This window comes from Chromobacterium sp. Rain0013, assembly GCF_015291765.1.
In the GTDB taxonomy this organism is placed as follows: domain Bacteria; phylum Pseudomonadota; class Gammaproteobacteria; order Burkholderiales; family Chromobacteriaceae; genus Chromobacterium; species Chromobacterium haemolyticum.
Map to the genome: position 1 here is coordinate 4253764 of NZ_CP031514.1, position 17443 is coordinate 4271206.

17 protein-coding genes are annotated in these 17443 nt (G+C 60.1%); 10 read left to right on the forward strand and 7 right to left on the reverse strand.

What is annotated here, in order from left to right; genetic code table 11:
• Positions 1-58: 58 nt before the first annotated feature.
• Both DXT74_RS19310 and DXT74_RS19315 read left to right on the forward strand, forming a co-directional pair.
• Positions 59-1165, forward strand: coding sequence for a hypothetical protein (locus DXT74_RS19310; protein ID WP_194426790.1), 1107 nt, complete (start codon positions 59-61; stop codon positions 1163-1165).
• Between the two features lie 323 nt (positions 1166-1488).
• A complete protein-coding gene (locus tag DXT74_RS19315) occupies positions 1489-2103 on the forward strand; it encodes a hypothetical protein (RefSeq protein WP_194426791.1) in 615 nt (204 codons plus the stop codon).
• A 119-nt stretch (positions 2104-2222) separates the two neighbouring features.
• Here DXT74_RS19315 and DXT74_RS19320 read toward each other — a convergent pair whose 3' ends face one another.
• The 3 genes from DXT74_RS19320 to DXT74_RS19330 all read right to left on the reverse strand — a co-directional run bounded on the left by DXT74_RS19320 (position 2223) and on the right by DXT74_RS19330 (position 4489).
• Complete coding sequence (locus DXT74_RS19320) at positions 2223-2636, reverse strand: hypothetical protein (protein ID WP_194426792.1); 414 nt, start codon at positions 2634-2636, stop codon at positions 2223-2225.
• Between the two features lie 545 nt (positions 2637-3181).
• A complete protein-coding gene (locus DXT74_RS19325; protein ID WP_114152881.1) occupies positions 3182-3658 on the reverse strand; it encodes a peptidylprolyl isomerase in 477 nt (158 codons plus the stop codon).
• 306 nt (positions 3659-3964) lie between these two features.
• On the reverse strand, positions 3965-4489 hold the full coding sequence (locus DXT74_RS19330; RefSeq protein ID WP_194426793.1) for a hypothetical protein: 525 nt from the start codon (positions 4487-4489) through the stop codon (positions 3965-3967).
• Positions 4490-4634: 145 nt separating this feature from the next.
• Between DXT74_RS19330 and DXT74_RS19335 the strand changes: the two genes are divergently transcribed.
• Positions 4635-4829 (forward strand): hypothetical protein, encoded by a 195-nt coding sequence (locus DXT74_RS19335; protein ID WP_194426794.1) that lies wholly within the window; start codon positions 4635-4637, stop codon positions 4827-4829.
• Between the two features lie 69 nt (positions 4830-4898).
• On the opposite strand, the gene DXT74_RS19340 is transcribed toward DXT74_RS19335, so the two are convergent.
• Positions 4899-5834: a LysR family transcriptional regulator gene (locus DXT74_RS19340; RefSeq protein ID WP_043634192.1), complete on the reverse strand. Its 936-nt coding sequence runs from the start codon at positions 5832-5834 to the stop codon at positions 4899-4901.
• 94 nt (positions 5835-5928) lie between these two features.
• Here DXT74_RS19340 and DXT74_RS19345 point away from each other — a divergent pair, with 94 nt between their 5' ends.
• Positions 5929-6702, forward strand: a complete 774-nt coding sequence (locus tag DXT74_RS19345) for an NAD(P)H-dependent oxidoreductase (RefSeq protein ID WP_194426795.1) — start codon at positions 5929-5931, stop codon at positions 6700-6702.
• A gap of 6 nt (positions 6703-6708) precedes the next feature.
• On the opposite strand, the gene DXT74_RS19350 is transcribed toward DXT74_RS19345, so the two are convergent.
• Positions 6709-8664, reverse strand: coding sequence for an FAD-dependent oxidoreductase (locus DXT74_RS19350; protein WP_194426796.1), 1956 nt, complete (start codon positions 8662-8664; stop codon positions 6709-6711).
• 137 nt (positions 8665-8801) lie between these two features.
• Between DXT74_RS19350 and DXT74_RS19355 the strand changes: the two genes are divergently transcribed.
• Together DXT74_RS19355 and DXT74_RS19360 are read left to right on the forward strand one after the other, a co-directional pair.
• The gene (locus DXT74_RS19355) at positions 8802-9386 is read left to right on the forward strand and encodes a cupin domain-containing protein (RefSeq protein ID WP_231138225.1); all 585 of its coding nucleotides are present in this window, start codon (positions 8802-8804) and stop codon (positions 9384-9386) included.
• A 466-nt stretch (positions 9387-9852) separates the two neighbouring features.
• Positions 9853-10887: an ABC transporter substrate-binding protein gene (locus DXT74_RS19360; protein WP_081556609.1), complete on the forward strand. Its 1035-nt coding sequence runs from the start codon at positions 9853-9855 to the stop codon at positions 10885-10887.
• 213 nt (positions 10888-11100) lie between these two features.
• Here the strand turns inward: DXT74_RS19360 and DXT74_RS19365 are convergent, their stop codons facing one another.
• Both DXT74_RS19365 and DXT74_RS19370 read right to left on the reverse strand, forming a co-directional pair.
• The gene (locus DXT74_RS19365; RefSeq protein ID WP_194426797.1) at positions 11101-11964 is read right to left on the reverse strand and encodes a nucleotidyltransferase domain-containing protein; all 864 of its coding nucleotides are present in this window, start codon (positions 11962-11964) and stop codon (positions 11101-11103) included.
• A 285-nt stretch (positions 11965-12249) separates the two neighbouring features.
• The gene (locus DXT74_RS19370; protein ID WP_194426798.1) at positions 12250-13476 is read right to left on the reverse strand and encodes an RtcB family protein; all 1227 of its coding nucleotides are present in this window, start codon (positions 13474-13476) and stop codon (positions 12250-12252) included.
• Positions 13477-14137: 661 nt separating this feature from the next.
• Here DXT74_RS19370 and rtcR point away from each other — a divergent pair.
• From rtcR to DXT74_RS22730, 4 genes are all read left to right on the forward strand, one after another.
• The gene (gene rtcR, locus DXT74_RS19375) at positions 14138-15730 is read left to right on the forward strand and encodes an RNA repair transcriptional activator RtcR (RefSeq protein ID WP_194426799.1); all 1593 of its coding nucleotides are present in this window, start codon (positions 14138-14140) and stop codon (positions 15728-15730) included.
• A gap of 78 nt (positions 15731-15808) precedes the next feature.
• Positions 15809-16141, forward strand: a complete 333-nt coding sequence (locus DXT74_RS19380; RefSeq protein WP_019102060.1) for a metal-sulfur cluster assembly factor — start codon at positions 15809-15811, stop codon at positions 16139-16141.
• A complete protein-coding gene (locus DXT74_RS19385; protein ID WP_194426800.1) occupies positions 16138-17229 on the forward strand; it encodes a hypothetical protein in 1092 nt (363 codons plus the stop codon). The genes DXT74_RS19380 and DXT74_RS19385 overlap by 4 nt, the downstream gene beginning before the upstream one ends.
• Positions 17226-17435, forward strand: coding sequence for a hypothetical protein (locus DXT74_RS22730; RefSeq protein WP_196783790.1), 210 nt, complete (start codon positions 17226-17228; stop codon positions 17433-17435). The genes DXT74_RS19385 and DXT74_RS22730 overlap by 4 nt, the downstream gene beginning before the upstream one ends.
• The last annotated feature ends 8 nt before the right edge of the window (positions 17436-17443 follow it).

Genomic DNA, 17443 nt, shown 5'->3' on the forward strand with positions numbered 1-17443 from the left:
TGGTTGCGAGAATACCATTACTAGACACAAAAATATGCTAGAGACACAGCAAAGCTCAATGACAACAGTCTATCTTGATAGTCAGGATTTTTCTCATTTTTCGAGCAGGCACAAAGATCATGCAAAGTATGCCGCACTCAAGGCTCAATTATTACAACTAAAAGAACTGGGTAAAGTATGCTTTGTTTTCAGTGACATACACTTCTACGAGGTTTATCCAAAGGGTGGTAAAGCAACAGCCGAGGGTCTTGAACGTATTCGCACTATCTCTGAGTTCTGTGGCAAAGACAGCTTGCCATCATTCACAGCACTATTAGAACATGAAATTATGGCGGAGCTTTGCAAAAGGCGTGGAGACCCGGTTCCCTCACTTTCCACTAACTGGTTTCCCGACCTTGGAATACGCGGTCAGCCCCTAGCTCGCCCAGAGAGAAGCAACCGTGCAGAGAGGCGTAAACTAGATATTGCATTGCGCCGTGAAAAAAGTAAGGAATCCTTAACAGCAGAGTTTCGCCAAGTGTACCCCTTTCTTAAGCATGCAGAAGTATTTTTGAAATACTATGCACATCAAGCTGAATGGGAAGACGTGGTGCACATGATTGAGGATAGCATTCAAGATATTGAGTCGTTCTCTACGTTCCTAACATCCAATCCTAATATCAGTTTGGACATCCCCAATATACTTAGGAGTGGATATGAGTCTTACACTGAGGCGATAACTACGCTCAAGAATGAGGTTGCATTGCGTACCAGCATCGCCGAGACTATCAAACAAAAGTCTGAACTCTCTGCTGAGATTCATCAGGTATTGACTAAATCAGAAGAGGAGTTTCGCACATCAATCGTCCAAAAATTGATGATAGATCTTGAAGGCTATGATCCGAAGCAAGATGTAATAAGCATCAGTGGCGCCACTCCTTGCTTTGACTCTTTCATCAGGTACCTCTCTGAACTCATTCGTAGATCTTCGCAGATCAGAACGCCACGCAAGCCTGCCGGTAGCGACTTTGCTGATGCATTACACGTGACATATTTCCCAATTGTGAATGTTTTTCGCACAGATGCAGCGGCGGCCGATGCATTGGGCCGTCTATATCCTCATCGCAAAGCAGATATTATTGGTGATGTATTCCAACTACCAAATCGGATCATAGCCGATGCGTAACTTACAATGCGTTGTTGCTAGTCAACACCTCCTGCTCTTTGAGCGCTCCTCAGTATAAAAAAGAAAGGTGTATCCCACCGGCAGCCCAGACGAATGACAATCTATTGCTGAAGCACACGAACAACCCCATTTAATAACCATTTTACATCTTAAACACAGCATAAAAATAATGCACAATAACTCGCCTATCTTTTTTAAGCATATAGCAAATCAAAGCATGCGGGAAATCATGCAAATCCATAATGCTATGATTTCTTCTTGACTGCCGCTCAAGCCATAATCAGGCTGGCAGATAGGTTCACCTATTAACTACAAGGTTTTCTATGACAGCCATCATCACCTTCAAAAAAACATTAGCAAGAGCAAATGCACTTATTACTCTCCACACCTCGTTATCTCCTGCTCAGCTCGCAGCAATGCCTACTCCAAACGACCTCCTTCGATCTGCAGTCGCACTTTCGATTGCAGGGATGGATACTTACTTTACAGATCGATTTGCAGAATCACTCGTCCGCTTCTTGAAAAAACATGGTGCCAAGCCTGATCTAGTAGCACTCCTATTCGATGCGGGGTTAGATACGAAAGCCTCTCTCGAAATGCTAACAATGCAGCGTCCATACAGACGAATCCGAACACTCGTAGAGGCTTATCTATCCAACTACACAACACAAAAACAACATGTCATTGATAAATTGTTCCTCGTTTATGGAATCAAAGGGCTGTGCAGCCACGCGGAAAAGCATTCCAAGAAAAAGAAATTACTCACAAACGTAAATGCGGCAGTCCTCAGGAGGCATTCAATCGTTCACGCAGGCGACCTAAATTCCCACAATAATCCGCGCCCAATAGACAATAAATTAGCAAACCGCTATATAGATAATGTTGATACATTTGTTACTAATGCTGAAGCAATACTTGTCAAAGCTCTCAAAATCTAAGTTCTTACCAAAGATGAGCTTGAAATACCTCTCCACGTACCCAGAGAACAGAGGCGACGCTGAACTGGCACTGCTAAAAGAGTACTAAAAAGCCCTCAAAAAGAGGGCTTTTCACTTCATCAAACTTGGGCGCTGTTCAGCCCCAGTCCGCGCCACATATCAGCATGAGCATTGGAGCGCTCAAAGAACATCCGAACAGGATATTTTATTTTGCCATTATGGAACCATTCATTCTTGATTGCCATGTAGTCACGATTGTCATCATCGGCACGCATCAGCAAATCGTAATCTTCATTGCCGCCCATAAAATTAAAAATCAATTTCTTGACTTCTTCGCGCTTGGACTCTTTGATGGAGGTTGTAATCAGGATGCGATAGCCTGCCCGATGTGGCCTCAAAGCCGTCAAAACTTGAATCAGATTCCAGTTATAAGAAGAATTTCCGTAGAACTCAGAAACCAAATCAACACCAGAGATAACGGCTCCAAGCTCAAAAGCCATGTAAGCATTTTCAACAGTCATCTCATTTTCCATTATAAGCACCTCAAGTAAACGTTAATCTTTCAAGCCAAACCCAATGACCCGAACCATAACTAGCATCTTCAGCAATTGAAAAACCTAGCAAAGCCAATCAGCCAAAAACAGTATATCTACAAAGCCCTACCGCTACAGTCTGACAAGTGTCACTACCATTCGAATAGTGGCAATAAAAATACGGCAGCTACTTGGTTACACTCTCGGCATCCATGGTCTTTGCCATCAGGCTTTAGGAATATTTAAACGCATACTCTCAGCTCCTTACCTCAGCTTTTGTAAAGACTCCTGCCTCAGAAATGACAATGAAAAATTTGGAAAGTAGAAGCGACTGAATCTCTGACGAATTCGCTGCAATCAAAAACCACCATCAACACAAAGATCTAAGTTGAGCAATCCAAAAGAAAATACTTTTATATATCAAAGTTGATCTCGCATATGAAAAAGCACTCAACAACAGATAAGCAACGCCCAAACCGACAAGCCACAGACAAAAAAAGCCCTCCCAAATTTGGGAGGGCTTTGTTTGTATGAGGCCGGTGCTATCAGTGCTGATGCCCGTGCTCGCCATGCACATGCTGGTGAGCAATTTCCTCAGCCGTTGCCGCGCGCACGTCCACCACTTTGACGGCAAAGCGCAGAGTTTTACCGCATAGCGGGTGGTTGCCGTCCAGCAAAACGGTGGGGCCTTTGATCTTGGTGACGAAGTAGTAACGCGGCTCGCCATCCGGGCCGATACGCTGGATTTGGCCGCCTACCTTCACGCCGGGCGGGAAATCTGCCTTGGGCATGGTGGTGACCAGGGCTTCGTCGCGGGCGCCGAAGGTGTCTTCGGTGGCCAGTTCCAGCGTGGTTTGAAAGCCCGATTCCTGGCCTTCCAGCGCGGCTTCCAGCTTGGGAAACAGGTTGTCGTAATCGCCGTGCAGGTAGGAGACGGGCTTTTTGCCATCATCGTAAACCAGGCCCTGGCTGTCGGTGACTTTCATGCGCAGGGTAACGGCGGTGTTGGCGGTGATTTTCATGGCGGGCAATAACAAAAAAATGGAAGCGGGAAGGGTCTCAGTTCAGCGAGGGAGTGTCAACCGAAACGCCCCTGCTTTGCTGGATACGAATGTGGCTGTTTTCTGGGGTAACTATCCCCTTCCCAACAGCCAGCCCCAATGGGGCCGGCTGTCCCTTCCCGGCTTAGAACCTATTTACGATCTGCTACGCGTCGGCGATACCGCGTTGAAAGCAAGCTCAAAATGCTCATGTACCCCTCGTACATTCCGCTTTTTCGCTCGTTTTCGCCTTGTCTCGCTCTAGCTCGCAAGATCGTAAACAGGTTCTTAGCTCCTCTTCTTCCGCCTCGGCTTCCGCTGCAAGGTTTCCAGCTCGTCCAGGCTGAGATGGAAGCGTTGCAGCGCCTCCACGTGCTGCGCCAGGTTCACCTGTTGCGCCCCCAAGCTCAGCAGTATCTCCAGATAGTTGAAGAAGCTTTTGCACATGCTGCGGCGGTGGCTGTGGTCGCTGAAATCCATATCGCTGGCGATGCGGAACAGCAGCCCGCGCGCCGAGTGCTGGCGGTTGAGCTTCAGCATCTGCGCCAAGTGGGCGGCGTACTGGCGTCCCAAGGCGCAGGCTTCAAATTCATCCTTGGCCTCGGCCGGCTGCCAGTAATGCGGATAGGTACGGCCTGCGATACGGCGGATGAAGGGCAGGCTGAGGTCTTTGGCGTGGGGGCCGGCAAAACGGTAACGCGAGCGCGGCCCTAGCGGCGGGAGTTGGGATACGGAATCCAGACGGGTATCTTGGGTTTCAGTAGCGGATGAAGTGAGTTCGATGCCTAGCACCGGACGGACAAGCTTTACCATTTGCAACCTCCTGAGCAGAAGGGCCCGGCCGCAAGGCGGCAGGGCGGGCACATGACAAGAGTTGGCCTACCGGTGATATGTCGTACAAAGCCGGCGCGCCCTCGAGGGGCGCCACTTGCCACGGCCCGCCCGAATAGGCAAAGCAATGGCAGCGGATACGCTGTGGAAACAGCGCATCCGCGACGACATTTCAATTCAGGAGGCCAATCCCGAGCGCCGCGATTGCTGCGGCGCGGGGGCTATTGTTGGGGAGGAGCGGGAGGGCGTCAAGCCGGCGGGGTCCGACAAGACAAGAGTAGCCGTGCACCGAGTGCCGTGCGTGGCAGGCCATGTACCCTAAACATCATCTGCGCAGCGGATTCAATGTCTTGAACAATATTTCCGATCAGAAAAGGTCGTAAACAGGTTCTTAAGAGAGAGGCACCGCATCCGCCGCCGACCCCGCCTGCGCATTAACCAGGGTAACAATGAAGTCCCGCATCCAGCGATGGCCGGGGTGCTGCTGGGTGCGGTCATGCCAGACCATGCCCACTTCAAAGCTTTCCGTGGGCAGCGGAAACTCCACTTGCTTCAGCGCGTCGCCGCGGTCTTGCACCAGGCGCTGCGGCACCAGCGCGACAAAGTCGGACTGCGCCACCATTTCCGGCACAAACAGGAAGGACGCGGCGGACAAGACCACGTTGCGGCGCAGGCCCAGCGCCGCCAGCGTGCGGTCCACCGGGGTGAAGAAGCCGTTGCCGTCCAAGGACACGATGACGTGGTCCAGCGCCGCGTATTCTTCCACGCTCAGCCCCTCCTTCAGGGCGGGGTGGTCGCGGCGGCCAATCAGCACATAGTGTTCGTCAAACAGCCGGCAGCTGTTCAGTTTGGACGGGGCGGCCGGCGGGGTGAGCAGCGCCAGGTCCAGATCGCCCTGCTCCAGCTGCGCCTCTAGCCGGTGCGGGTCCAGCGTGCGCACCGCCACCCGCACGCCGGGCGCGCTTTTGTGCAGTTCCCGCGCCAGCGGGATCAGCAGCGCGGCTTGCAGGTAATCGGTGCAGGCGATAGCCACGGTAAGGTCCGCGCTGGCTGGCTCGAAGTCCTGATGTCCGGCCACGGTGGCGCGCACTTCGTTCAGCGCCTTGCGCAAGGGCTCGAACATTTCCAGCGCCTTGGCCGTGGGGTACATGCCGCGGTGGACGGTCACCAGCAGCGGATCGTCAAACAATTCGCGCAGGCGGTTCAATTGCGCGCTCACCGCCGGCTGGCTCAAGCTCAGCCGCGCGGCCGCGCGCGTCACGTTCTGTTCCACCAGCAAGGCTTCCAGCGTTACCAGCAGATTGAGGTCGAGTCGTTTGGTATCCATCTGATGAATAGTAAGCAATAAAAACCGTGATTTCACGAATTGTTGACCACGCGTCAGACTGACGGCTTTCCACCTTTAAACGCTTGGAGGCCGCATGAACCGACACGCCCTGATCATCCACGCCCACCCGGACCCGGCGTCGCTAACCGCCCAATTCGCCACGCTGGCGCGGCAGACCTTGCAACAGCAGGGCTGCGAGGTCATGGAGTCCGATCTCTACGCAATGAGCTGGAAAGCCGGCGCCGACGCGCAGGATTTCCCGGACCGGATCAATCCACAGCGCTTATTCCTGATCTCCGAATCCCAGCACGCTTACGCCAATGGCCGGCAGAGCGCCGATGTGGCGGCCGAACAGCAAAAACTGCTGGCGGCGGACTTGGTGATCATGCTGTTTCCGCTGTGGTGGTACGGCTTGCCCGCCTTGCTCAAGGGTTGGATTGACCGAGTCTACGCTTACGGCTTCGCCTATGGCTATCGCAACGAAGGCAACCGCTGGCGCTACGGCGACGGCGCGCTGAGCGGCAAACGCGCAATGCTGGCCGCGATGGTGGGCGGGCCGGAGCGGGACTACGGTCCGCGCGGCATCAACGGGCCGCTGGAGCAACTGTTGTTTCCCGTGACACATGGCTGCCTGTTCTACCCCGGCATGGAGGTGCTGCCCACCCATGCGGTGTACGACGCCAACCGCCTTGCCGGCGCGGAACTGGATGCGGCCAAGGACGCCTGGCGGCGGAGGCTGCTTGGGGTGTGGGATGAAGCGCCGATTCCCTTCCGCCACCAGAACGGCGGCGATTACCCGGACGGCCACACTTTGGGCGAGCAGGTCGCCGCCTGCGCCAGCGGCCTGACGGCGCATATCGCCGGCTGACGGCAGCTACAAACGCCAGCCCAGCCGCATGCCTTCATAGATGGCTTCTTCCGCGGTGCGCGGCGCCAGGCAATCGCCTATCGCGTGCAGTTCGGCGCCGCAGTCGCTCAATTCCTCCAATAAACCATCCTCGGCCTGGTGCCCCTGACACAGCACCAGGCAGTCCACATCGCTTTCCACCATGGCTTCCTCGCTGGCGGTGTGCAGCAGATACACGCTGTCGTCGTCGTGACCGTACAGCCGCGCGTACGGCGTTACCGCCACGCCGGCGCGCTGCAGTTGGCCGGCCAGGTGGTCGCGCACATACATTTGCAGCGCTTCGCCGGCGTGGGTGCCGTTGACCGCCAGCCTCACCTGATGGCCGGCGGCGGCCAGCCGCAGCGCGATGCCGGGGCCAATCCAGTCGCAGCGCCAGTCCGCCACCAGTACCTTGCCTCCCCTCACCGCTTCGCCGCGCAGCACTTGCCAGGCGTCCAGCACTTGCATGGCGCCGCCGCCTTCCAGCGCCGGCCAGCGCGGCCGCGCGCCGGTGGCCACCACTACCGCGTCCGGGGCCAGCCGCCGCACTAGTTCGCGGTCCACCCTAACGTTGCGCCTCACTTCCACGCCAGCCAGTTGCAGCTCCCGTTCCAGATTGGTGATCAGGCCGCCGAACTCGGCTCGGCCGGGCAGCAGTTGCGCCAGCAGCGCCTGGCCGCCCAGTTGCGGGCCCGCTTCGTACAGGCTGACCTGATGGCCGCGCTGCGCCGCGATCACCGCCGCCTTCATGCCGGCCGGGCCGCCGCCGGCCACCAGCACTCGCCGCGGCGCGGCGGCCGGCCGCAGTTCGCCGTATTCCAGTTCGCGGCCGCTTTGCGGGTGTTGGATGCAGGAGATGGGCAGGCCGCGGTGGAAGCGGCCGATACAGGCCTGGTTGCAGCCTATGCAGGCGCGGATGTCGTCATGCCGGCCCTGCTCGGCCTTGGCCGGCAGTTCCGGGTCGCAGATCAGCGCGCGGGTCATGCCGCAGCCGTCGGCCTGCCCGCCGGCCAATAGTTGTTCTGCTTCCTGCGGCTGGTTGATGCGCCCGGCCAGCAACACCGGGATGCTCAGCGCGCGCTTGAAGCGCGCCGCTTGCGCGGCCAGGTAGGCGGCCGGCAACGCCATCGGCGGCGCGATGTGGATGGCCGCGCCCAGGGTGGCGGAGCTGCCGGCCACCAGGCTGACGTAGTCCAGTTCGCTCTCCTGCGCCCGCGTCGCCGCCAGCGCCAGCTCGGCGTCCATCCCCTCGCCTTCTTCCTCGCCGGCGGAAATGCGCAGACCCACCACAAAGCCAGGCCCGCCGCCGGCACGGGCGGCGGCCACCGCTTCGCGCAGGAAGCGCAGCCGGCCGGCGTCGTCGCCGCCATAGCCGTCTTGGCGGCGGTTGACTTGGGGGTTGAGGAATTGCGCCGGTAAATAGCCGTGACTGGCGACGATCTCGGCGCCGTCCACGCCGGCGGCGCGCAGCCGCCGCGCCGCCGCTCCGTAGCCAGCGATGATTTCGTCTATCATTTCGCGGCTCAGCGCGCGCGGCTGCACGTGGAAGCGCTCGCTGGGCGTCGCCGACGGCGCGTAGGCCACGCTCAGCAGGCCGTCGGCGCTTTCCATGATTTCGCGGCCGGGGTGGAACAGCTGGGCAAACAGCTTGCAGCCTTCGGCGTGCACGGCCTCGGCCAGTTGGCGGTAGCCGGGCACGCAGCTGTCGTCGGTGGCCATCAAGGCGTGCGAGGTGTAGCGCGCGGTTTCGTGAACGCCGGAGACTTGCAGCACGATCAGGCCGACGCCGCCGCGCGCCCGCGCCCGGTGGTAGGCCACCAGCGCCGGGCTGACCCGGCCATCCTCCGGCAGCACGGTGTCGTGGCCGGTGGACATGATACGATTCTTCAGCAGCGCCGGGCCGATGCGCAGCGGGGAGAACAGCAAGGGGAACAAGGTGCTCATCGCGTGGACCTTTGATCGGGTTGGCGGACGCCATCGCAGTGGCGCTTTGATTTTGCTTAAATTAAAATTTATTGCAAATTTTTTTAATAAAATTCAAGCATGAACCGCGGCCAAGCGCCGTCGCACAGGATTTCATCGTGAGCAAAAACGCAACATCCGCCGCCGAGGCCCCGCTGCAGCTGGGCGCCCGCATCCGCCAACTACGCAAGCGCCAGGGCCTGACGCTGAGCCGGCTGGCCGCAACCAGCGGCCTGTCCGTGGGCCACATCAGCCTGATAGAACGCGAGCTGGCCCAGCCGTCCATCAATGCGCTGGTCAATATCGCGCGCAGCCTGGGGGTGACGGTGCAATGGTTTTTCAATGACTCCGCCGAGCAAGCCGAGGATGAGAAGGACTACATCGTGCGCCGCGAGCAGCGGCCGCGGCTGGACTACCAGAGCGGCTTCGTCGATCACTTGCTGACGCCCCGGAACCAGCGCCAACTGGAGATGATCCATTGCCTGATCCCGCCCGGCGCCAGCTGCGACGAGGGCTATAGCCACAACGGCGAGGAAGCCGGCTTTGTGCTCAAGGGCTCGCTGGAGTTGTTTGTGGGCGAGCGCCAGTTCCATCTGGAACAGGGCGACAGCTTCGCCTATTCCAGCAGCGAGCCGCACCGCTACCGCAACCCGGGCAGCGGTGAGACCATTGTGATATGGGTGATTACTCCGCCCAGCTTCTGAGGACCTGTTCAAAGTCTGCTGCGCTGCCTCGCTCTTGATCGCTAGATCGTAAACACGTTCCCAAAGCCTGTTGAATCTCCGCTGCGCCTCGTAAAGCGTCCACGGCGAGTGCCGCTTCGACAGACTCACCCCCCAGCAAAGCCGCTCGCTCAGCGGCTTTCGCCTTCTCCCGCGCTGGCTTGCGCAGCGCCTGTCCCGCTCAAAGCCGGCCAGTGCCGCAACAAATTTTTAATAAAATCAAAAATAAAATTTACAGTTTTTTGATCGCTTCCTAGACTGTTCAATCCGGCAAGGCTAAAAGCCGCTAACAAAACCACGCAGAGAACCTGAGCCAAGGCGCGCCGACGCAGAAAACGAAGTTTCTGCGAAGCTACAGTACAAGTCGTACGACAAGTCGGCGCAACGCAGGATCAGGGGTTGGGTTAGCGGATCTAAGCCGGCTCCGCAGCACAAGAGGAGATTGGTCATGAAACTGACGTATCTGAGCATCGCCGCCAGCCTGCTGGCCGGCGGCGTCGCCTCCGCCAGCGAACTGGTGGTAGTGTCCTATGGCGGCGAGAACCAGGCGGCGCAGTCGCGCGCCTATTACGCGCCCTATCAACGCCAAAGCGGGGTACGCATCGTCGCGGACGCCTGGAACGGCGAGTTCGCCAAAATCAAGGCGATGGCGGCCACCGGCCGTGCGCGCTGGGACGCGGTGGAGGTGGACGCCGCGGCGCAGGGACGCGGCTGTGAGGAGGGCCTGCTGGAAAAGCTGGATTACAAACGGATAGGCGACAAGGCCGACTTCGTGCCGGGCGCGGCCCAGCCTTGCGCCATCGGCATGTTTCTGGCCTCCATGGTGCTGGCTTACAACGAAGACAAGCTGAAAACCGCGCCGCAAAGCTGGCGCGATTTCTGGGATGTGAAGCGCTTCCCCGGCAAGCGGGCTTTGCGCCGCGGCGCGGCCTACACGCTGGAGATCGCGCTGCTGGCGGACGGCGTGCCGCCCGCCCAGGTCTACAAAACCCTATCCACGCCGGCCGGAGTGGACCGCGCCTTTCGCAAGCTGGATCAGCTCAAGCCTTATATCCAATGGTGGGAAAGCGGCGCGCAGCCGCCGCAATACTTATTGTCCGGCGACGTGGTGATGAGTTCTTCCTACAACGGCCGCATCAGCCTGGCGCGGCGAGAGGGCCGCAAGCTGCGGATGGTATGGCTCAACAACATCAGCGAGTTCAGCTACTGGGCTATTCCCAAGGGCTCGCCCAACAAGGACGAGGCCTTGAAGTTCATCGCCTTCGCCAGCCGGCCGGAACAGCAAAAGCTGTATTCGGAGCAGATGCCTTACGGCCCCAGCAATCGCAAGGCGCTTAGCCTGCTGCCGGCCGCGGTCCAGGCGGACTTGCCCAGCCACCCGGCCAATATGGCCGGTTCGCTGGCAATGGACGCCGCGTTCTGGACCGATAACGGCGAGGCGCTGGAGCAGCGCTTCGCCAGTTGGGCGGCCAAGCGGCCGTAAACGGCGCCGCTCATCCCGCAAACCTTAATCGGCCCGCCGCCGCAACGGCGGGTCCGTCAGGCTCAACTCAGGCCAGACCCCAGGGCGTAAAAGCCACGCCCGGCGTCCAGCGGGGTTGGACCGATAAGCTTGCCGGCAGCGGTAAAGCAGGCCCTGATAGCTGACGCCGTCGCCCACTTGCCAAGCGTACTCGTTCAGCCGCTCAGAACCTGTTTACGATCTGCTACGCGTCGTGAAACGCGGCTCGGTGAGTGCAACTTCAAAATGCTTCCGTTCATGGTCTAGCGGCTTGGCCAAGCGCCACAGCGCCTGGTCCAGCCGCGCGCTGTCTCCACGAGGCGTTGGCAGCGCCGGCGCGGGTTCCGCCGCCGCCAGTTGTTGTTCGATGAAAGCATGGATCCGCGGGCGGCGCGGTCCGCGCATGGACTCGCCGCAGGCGATCTTCACCGCCAACAGGCGGTTGATCTCAACCGCCAGCTCGGCATCGTCCACAACCCCGGCAGCCAGTTGGGCGAAGCGCGTCGGCGGCATGCCTCGCCCGGCGTCCAGCCAGCGCACGGCCAGCAAAGCCCTCAGCACGTACAGGTATTTTTTCAGACAGATACTGTCGCCCTGCAGGTGAGCGTTGAAGTTCTTGCGCGCCATCGCCAGGTAGTGCCAGCGACACTTGAGGTCCGAGCGGAAGTCCGGCGCCAGCCCGCGCAGCAGGCGCAGGGCCTGCGGGTCCGCCCGGTACACCAGCGGCGATTGCAGCCATTCGCACAGCGTGGGATTGGAGCCTTGCAGCAGACGCAGCGCTTTGCGCAGCTCCCAACCGCTGATGTCCAGCTCATCGTTGATCGGCAGTTCGATCACGTCGCGCTGCGGCATCACGCGCAGATACCATTCCGGCTCGTGCACGTAGATGAAGCGCACGTCGTAATCGCTGTCGGGCGACGGAAAGCCCCAGGCGCGGCTGCCGGATTCGCAGGCATAAAGCACCCTCACCCGATGCCGTCGTTCCAGCGTGTCCAGTTCACGCCCCACCCGCTCGCGCATCGCGTCTTCCAGCGGGTGCTGAAATAAAAAATCTTGCATTGTCTCTGTCTCCAGGCAGCCGCAGAGCTTCCAACCCTGTTGGCGCCTTTCTTTAGAACCTGTTTCCGATCCGCTCCGCGCAGGGAGATGTCACACAGCGAACGCCGCCGCGAAATGCCGATACACCACTTGAACATTCCGCTTTTTCCCTGGTTTCGCCTTGTTTCGCCCTTGCTCGCAAGATCGCAAACACGCTCTTTGAACCTGTTCAATGTCCGCCGCGCACCCGCCAAACGGCTAGCAAAGGACGTTAAAAAACGCGCGCGCCGGGCCGGGAATGGGCCTTCATCCTTTCACGCAGACCACCTGGCGCAAGGTATGCACCACTTCCACCAGGCTGGACTGCGCCGCCATCACCGCGTCGATGTCTTTGTAAGCCATCGGGATTTCGTCGATCACGTCGGCGTCCTTGCGGCATTCCACATGGGCGGTAGCGCGCCGCTGGTCTTCCAGATCGAAACGGCGCTTGGCTTCGGTGCGGCTCATCGCGCGGCCGGCTCCGTGGCTGCAGGAACAGAAGGCCTCCTCATTGCCCAGGCCGCGCACGATGAAGCTCTTGGCGCCCATGGAACCGGGGATGATGCCCAGCTGGCCCTTGTGGGCGGCCACCGCGCCCTTGCGCGTCACTAGCACGTCTCGGCCAAAGTGGGTCTCGCGCTGCACGTAGTTGTGGTGGCAGTTCACCGCTTCCACTTCGGCGTCGAAGGGCTTGGCGATCACGCCGCGCGCGGCGTCCACCACATGGCGCATCATCAGTTGACGGTTTTGACGCGCATAGTCCTGAGCCCACCCCACGGCTTCCACGTAGTCGTTGAAATGAGAGCTGCCTTCTTCGAAATAAGCCAGTTCGCGGTGCGGCAAGTTGGCGATGTGCCGGCGCATATCCGCCTGGGCCAGTTCAATAAACAGGTTGCCGATGGCGTTGCCCACGCCGCGCGAACCAGAGTGCAGCATGAACCAGACCCGATCCGCCTCGTCCAGGCACACTTCGACGAAGTGATTGCCAGTGCCTAGCGTGCCCAGGTGGAGGTAGTTATTGGTTTTCGCCAGCTTGGGATATTTGGCCGCGATGGCGTCAAAGCCCGGCAGCAGCCGCGCCCAGGCGGCGTCCACGCCGGCCGGCGGCCGCTGCCAGGCGCCCTTGTCGCGCCCGGAGCGGGGGGAACTGCGGCCATGCGGCACCGCGGCTTCGATGGCGCCGCGCAAGCCGCCCAGTTGGTCCGGCAAATCCGCGGCGCTCAGCGTGGTACGCGCAGCCATCATTCCGCAGCCAATATCCACGCCCACCGCCGCAGGAATAACGGCACCCACGGTGGGGATCACGCTGCCGATGGTGGAGCCCTTACCCAGATGGACGTCCGGCATCACCGCCAGGTGCCGGAAGATAAAAGGCAGCTGCGCGGTTTGCAGCAGTTGCTCGCGGGCGGCGTCCTCCACCGGGACGCCTTGCGTCCACATCTTGATTGGCGCGCCATTGGGCGCTTGCAGGGTTTGGTAGGGATTCACGGTCATATTTTTGTCTTTCTTTGTGCATATCTGTTTTTAGAGCGGCTAACAAAACCCCTGATGCTGCGTTGCGCCTCCTTGCCGTACTCAATGTACTGTCTGCGTCGGCGCGCCTTGCCTCTGCCGTAAAACTGAGTTTTGTTAGCCACTCTTAGAGCCGCTAACAGAACCGCGCAGCGTACCTGAGCCAAGGCGCGCCGACGCAGAAAACAAAGTTTCTGCGAAGCTACAGTACAAGTCGTACGACAAGGAGGCGCAACGCAGCATCAGGGGTTCTGTTAACGGGTCTTAGAGCCTGTTCACGATCTCGCGAGCAAGAGCGAGACAAGGCGAAAACGAGCGAAAAAGCGGAATGTACTCGTGGTACATGAGCATTTTGAGCTTGTACTCACCGTGCAACGCTTCACGACGCGCAGCAGATCGTGAACAGGTTCTTAGCGCGCTGCCGGCGCGCTTCGCCCCAAGGGCGGACAGGCTTGCGCCTCCGCACCCATTTCGCTTATTGCCAGAATCGTGCCAGCTTGATGACAACTCAAAATAGAACCAACAAGCCATTGATTAAACAATAACAAACCTTCCACGAGGCAACCAATCTCCGGATTTTGAAGAAACACAGCCAAGTCTTTTTTGATAAAATATTCTATTCAATTATCCAAATAGATAAGATATGCGCGAAAGAGTGGCGATTGGTTTCCTGGGTACGGTGCTGGACCGGCGCGGCCACGGCGCCGAGCGCTGGAAAAAATGGCGGCCCTCGGTGGGCATTTGCGCCCAGCCCGAAATGCCGCTGCGGCGGCTGGAATTGCTGCACGACAACCATCATTCTCGGCTGGCTCAGCTGACGGCGCAGGATATCGCCGCGGTGTCTCCGAGTACCGAAGTGCGGCTGCATGCAGTGAATCTGCAAGACCCGTGGGATTTCGAGGAGATGTACGCGGCGCTGCACGATTTCGCCTTGCGCTACGCCTTCGACACCGAACGCGAGGATTACCTGGTCCACATCACCACCGGCACCCATGTGGCGCAGATTTGCTGGTTTCTACTCACCGAATCCCGTCACCTGCCGGCGCGGCTGCTGCAAAGCTCGCCGGCGCGCCAGGGCCAGCGGCTGGCCGGCGAGGTCAGCCTCATCGACCTGGATCTGTCGCGCTACGACCAGATCGCGCAACGTTTCCGCCAGGAGAGCGACGACACCGTGTCCTTTCTCAAGTCCGGCATCGCCACCCGCAACCCCCGCTTCAACCGCCTGATCGAGCAAATCGAGCGGGTGGCAGTGCGCTCCGACGCGCCCATCCTGCTCAGCGGCCCCACCGGCGCGGGCAAGAGCCAGCTGGCGCGCCGGCTCTACCAGCTGAAAAAAACGCGTCATCGGCTGGATGGCCGCTTTGTTGAAGTCAATTGCGCCACCCTGCGCGGCGACAGCGCGATGTCTGCCCTGTTCGGTCATGTGAAGGGCGCCTTCACCGGCGCGCACGCGGAACGCTTCGGTCTGTTGCGCAGCGCGGATGGCGGCATGCTGTTTCTGGACGAGATAGGCGAACTGGGACTGGACGAACAGGCGATGCTGCTCAAGGCCATAGAAGAAAAGCGCTTCTTCCCCTTTGGCAGCGATTGCGAGGTGCACAGCAATTTCCAGTTGATTTGCGGCACGGTGCGGGACTTGCGCCAATGGGTGCGCGCCGGCCGTTTCCGCGAGGATTTGTACGCGCGCATCAATCTATGGAGCTTCGACTTGCCCGGCCTGGCCGAACGCCGCGAGGACATCGAACCCAATCTGGAGTTCGAACTGGCGCGCCACGCCGAGCAACATGGCCAACGCGCCCGCTTCAACGCCGAGGCGCGCCGCGCCTACCTCGCCTTCGCCGCGTCTCCGCAAGCGCGCTGGCAAGGCAATTTCCGCGAACTGTCCGCCTCGGTCACGCGGATGGCCACGCTGGCCGACGCCGGCCGCATTGACGAGGAAGGCGTCAACGAGGAAATCGCGCGGCTGCGCCACGGTTGGCAAGAGCAAGCGTCGGACGAGGCCCTGGCGGCGCTGGACCCGGAGCGTCTGACGCGGCTAGACCTGTTCGACCGCATGCAATTGGAAGGCGTGCTGCGCGTCTGCCGCGACGCCGCCTCGCTGTCCGAGGCCGGCCGCCGGCTGTTCGCCGCCTCGCGTCAGCTCAAAAGCCAGCCCAACGACGCGGACCGGCTGCGCAAATATCTGGCGCGCTTCGGCCTGGATTGGAAGCAGGTGCGCCGCCGCGATTTAGGCTGAACGGCCTATTGCCCGTCCGCCGCCGCCAGCGTAGCATTCATAAGGTGTAAAAAATATATACCTTAAAAGGCGACCACCATGCCGGACCCGCTCTCAACCGAACAGCAACAGGAAGTGGACTTGGCGCGCAACTTGCTGCGCCAGGTCATAGACCCGGAAATCGGCGTCAACATCATCGACCTTGGCCTGGTCTATCGCATCGACCCGCAAGCCGAACATTTGTTGATCGAGATGACCATGACCTCGCCCGCCTGCCCCATGGGCGAAATGATCATGGATGAAGTGGAATTCGCGCTCACTCACGGTCTGCCGCCGCAGCGTCGCATCCATGTCAACCTGGTTTGGGAGCCGGCCTGGTCGCCGGAAAGGATGAGCGAGGACAGCCGCCGTCATTTCGGCTGGCGGGCATGAGCGCCCGGCAGCCCTGGCTGGGCCTGGCCGCGCTGTCCCTGTTCTGCGGCGCGCTGGCCGGCCTGGCGCGCCTGGGCTGGGCAGTCCCCGCCGCGACCGCTGCGCTGGCCGGTTGGCACGGCGCGCTGATGATAGGCGCGTTTTTCGGCGGGGTAATCAGCCTGGAGCGGGCAGTGGCCTTGAACCGCCGGTGGGCCTTGCTTGCGCCGGCGGCCGCGGGACTGTCCGGCCTGAGCCTGATCACCGGCCTGCCGCCGCTGACGGCGCAGTTGCTGCAGACGCTGGCCGCGGTTGTCTTGCTGGCCGGAGGTGTCCAGGTGCTGAGGCGTCAGGCCGCCGCTTTCACTCTGACCCTGGCCGCCGCCGCGCTGTGCTGGCTGATCGGCAACCTCGCCTGGCTGCTGGGCAGCGATTTGCAAGCGGCCATCCCCTGGTGGCTGGCCTTCCTGATTCTGACCATTGCCGGCGAACGGCTGGAGCTGACCCGCTTACTGCCGCTTGCGCCCTCGGCCCGGCGCGGCTTCGCGCTAGCGGCCTTGGCGCTGGGCGGCGGCGCGGCGCTGTCCCTATGGCAGCCGGACGCCGGTCTGAGATTGTACGCGGCGGCCTTGTTGGCGCTAGCCGTCTGGTTGCTGCGACACGACATCGCCCGGCGCAACGCGCGCCAGCGCGGGCTGACCCGCTACATCGCCGTCGCCCTGCTCTGCGGCTACGGCTGGCTGGCGGTAGCCGGCGCCTTGGGCCTGGCCGGCGCGCTGCTGCCCGGCCACCCTTGGCGAGACGCGGCCTTGCACGCGGTGGGCCTGGGCTTTGTGTTTTCCATGGTATTCGGCCACGCGCCCATCATCATCCCCGCGCTGACACGGCTGAAGCTGCCTTACCGCCCGCTGTTCTACGCGCCGCTGGCGGCCCTGCACCTGTCCTTGCTTCTGCGGCTGTACAGCATGCTGGACGGCGCTTTCGGCTGGCGGCGCGCGGCAGGCCTGCTCAATGCGCTGACCCTGCTGTTTTTCGTCGTCCTGCTGTTAAGCAGCTTGCGACGCGGCCGCCCCCCGGGGGATAGACTCCGGAAAGAAACCACATCATGAGGCGACACCCCGCCTTGCAGGAATTGTCCCGCGAACACCACCTTGCCTTGAAAATGGCTCGCCAGGCCCGGCTGGCCGTCGAGTCCGACAATCCGGAACGGCAAGCACAATTAGGCGTCGCGCTGGCCCGCACTAAAATCGCCCATTTGTCATCAAACAGGGGCTTTTGTCTGGCAAACTGCCATGCAGTGAACCATCACGCATAACGGACAAA

What these genes read in the sequence shown, in the direction of transcription:
- DXT74_RS22730 (WP_196783790.1), top strand. Translation starts at nt 17,226, where the DNA reads ATGAGGCGACACCCCGCCTTGCAGGAATTGTCCCGCGAACACCACCTT.
- DXT74_RS19335 (WP_194426794.1), top strand. Translation starts at nt 4,635, where the DNA reads ATGGCAGCGGATACGCTGTGGAAACAGCGCATCCGCGACGACATTTCA.
- DXT74_RS19340 (WP_043634192.1), bottom strand. Translation starts at nt 5,834, where the DNA reads ATGGATACCAAACGACTCGACCTCAATCTGCTGGTAACGCTGGAAGCC.
- DXT74_RS19320 (WP_194426792.1), bottom strand. Translation starts at nt 2,636, where the DNA reads ATGGAAAATGAGATGACTGTTGAAAATGCTTACATGGCTTTTGAGCTT.
- DXT74_RS19345 (WP_194426795.1), top strand. Translation starts at nt 5,929, where the DNA reads ATGAACCGACACGCCCTGATCATCCACGCCCACCCGGACCCGGCGTCG.
- DXT74_RS19380 (WP_019102060.1), top strand. Translation starts at nt 15,809, where the DNA reads ATGCCGGACCCGCTCTCAACCGAACAGCAACAGGAAGTGGACTTGGCG.
- DXT74_RS19330 (WP_194426793.1), bottom strand. Translation starts at nt 4,489, where the DNA reads ATGGTAAAGCTTGTCCGTCCGGTGCTAGGCATCGAACTCACTTCATCC.
- rtcR (WP_194426799.1), top strand. Translation starts at nt 14,138, where the DNA reads ATGCGCGAAAGAGTGGCGATTGGTTTCCTGGGTACGGTGCTGGACCGG.
- DXT74_RS19385 (WP_194426800.1), top strand. Translation starts at nt 16,138, where the DNA reads ATGAGCGCCCGGCAGCCCTGGCTGGGCCTGGCCGCGCTGTCCCTGTTC.
- DXT74_RS19365 (WP_194426797.1), bottom strand. Translation starts at nt 11,964, where the DNA reads ATGCAAGATTTTTTATTTCAGCACCCGCTGGAAGACGCGATGCGCGAG.
- DXT74_RS19350 (WP_194426796.1), bottom strand. Translation starts at nt 8,664, where the DNA reads ATGAGCACCTTGTTCCCCTTGCTGTTCTCCCCGCTGCGCATCGGCCCG.
- DXT74_RS19310 (WP_194426790.1), top strand. Translation starts at nt 59, where the DNA reads ATGACAACAGTCTATCTTGATAGTCAGGATTTTTCTCATTTTTCGAGC.
- DXT74_RS19325 (WP_114152881.1), bottom strand. Translation starts at nt 3,658, where the DNA reads ATGAAAATCACCGCCAACACCGCCGTTACCCTGCGCATGAAAGTCACC.
- DXT74_RS19370 (WP_194426798.1), bottom strand. Translation starts at nt 13,476, where the DNA reads ATGACCGTGAATCCCTACCAAACCCTGCAAGCGCCCAATGGCGCGCCA.
- DXT74_RS19360 (WP_081556609.1), top strand. Translation starts at nt 9,853, where the DNA reads ATGAAACTGACGTATCTGAGCATCGCCGCCAGCCTGCTGGCCGGCGGC.
- DXT74_RS19315 (WP_194426791.1), top strand. Translation starts at nt 1,489, where the DNA reads ATGACAGCCATCATCACCTTCAAAAAAACATTAGCAAGAGCAAATGCA.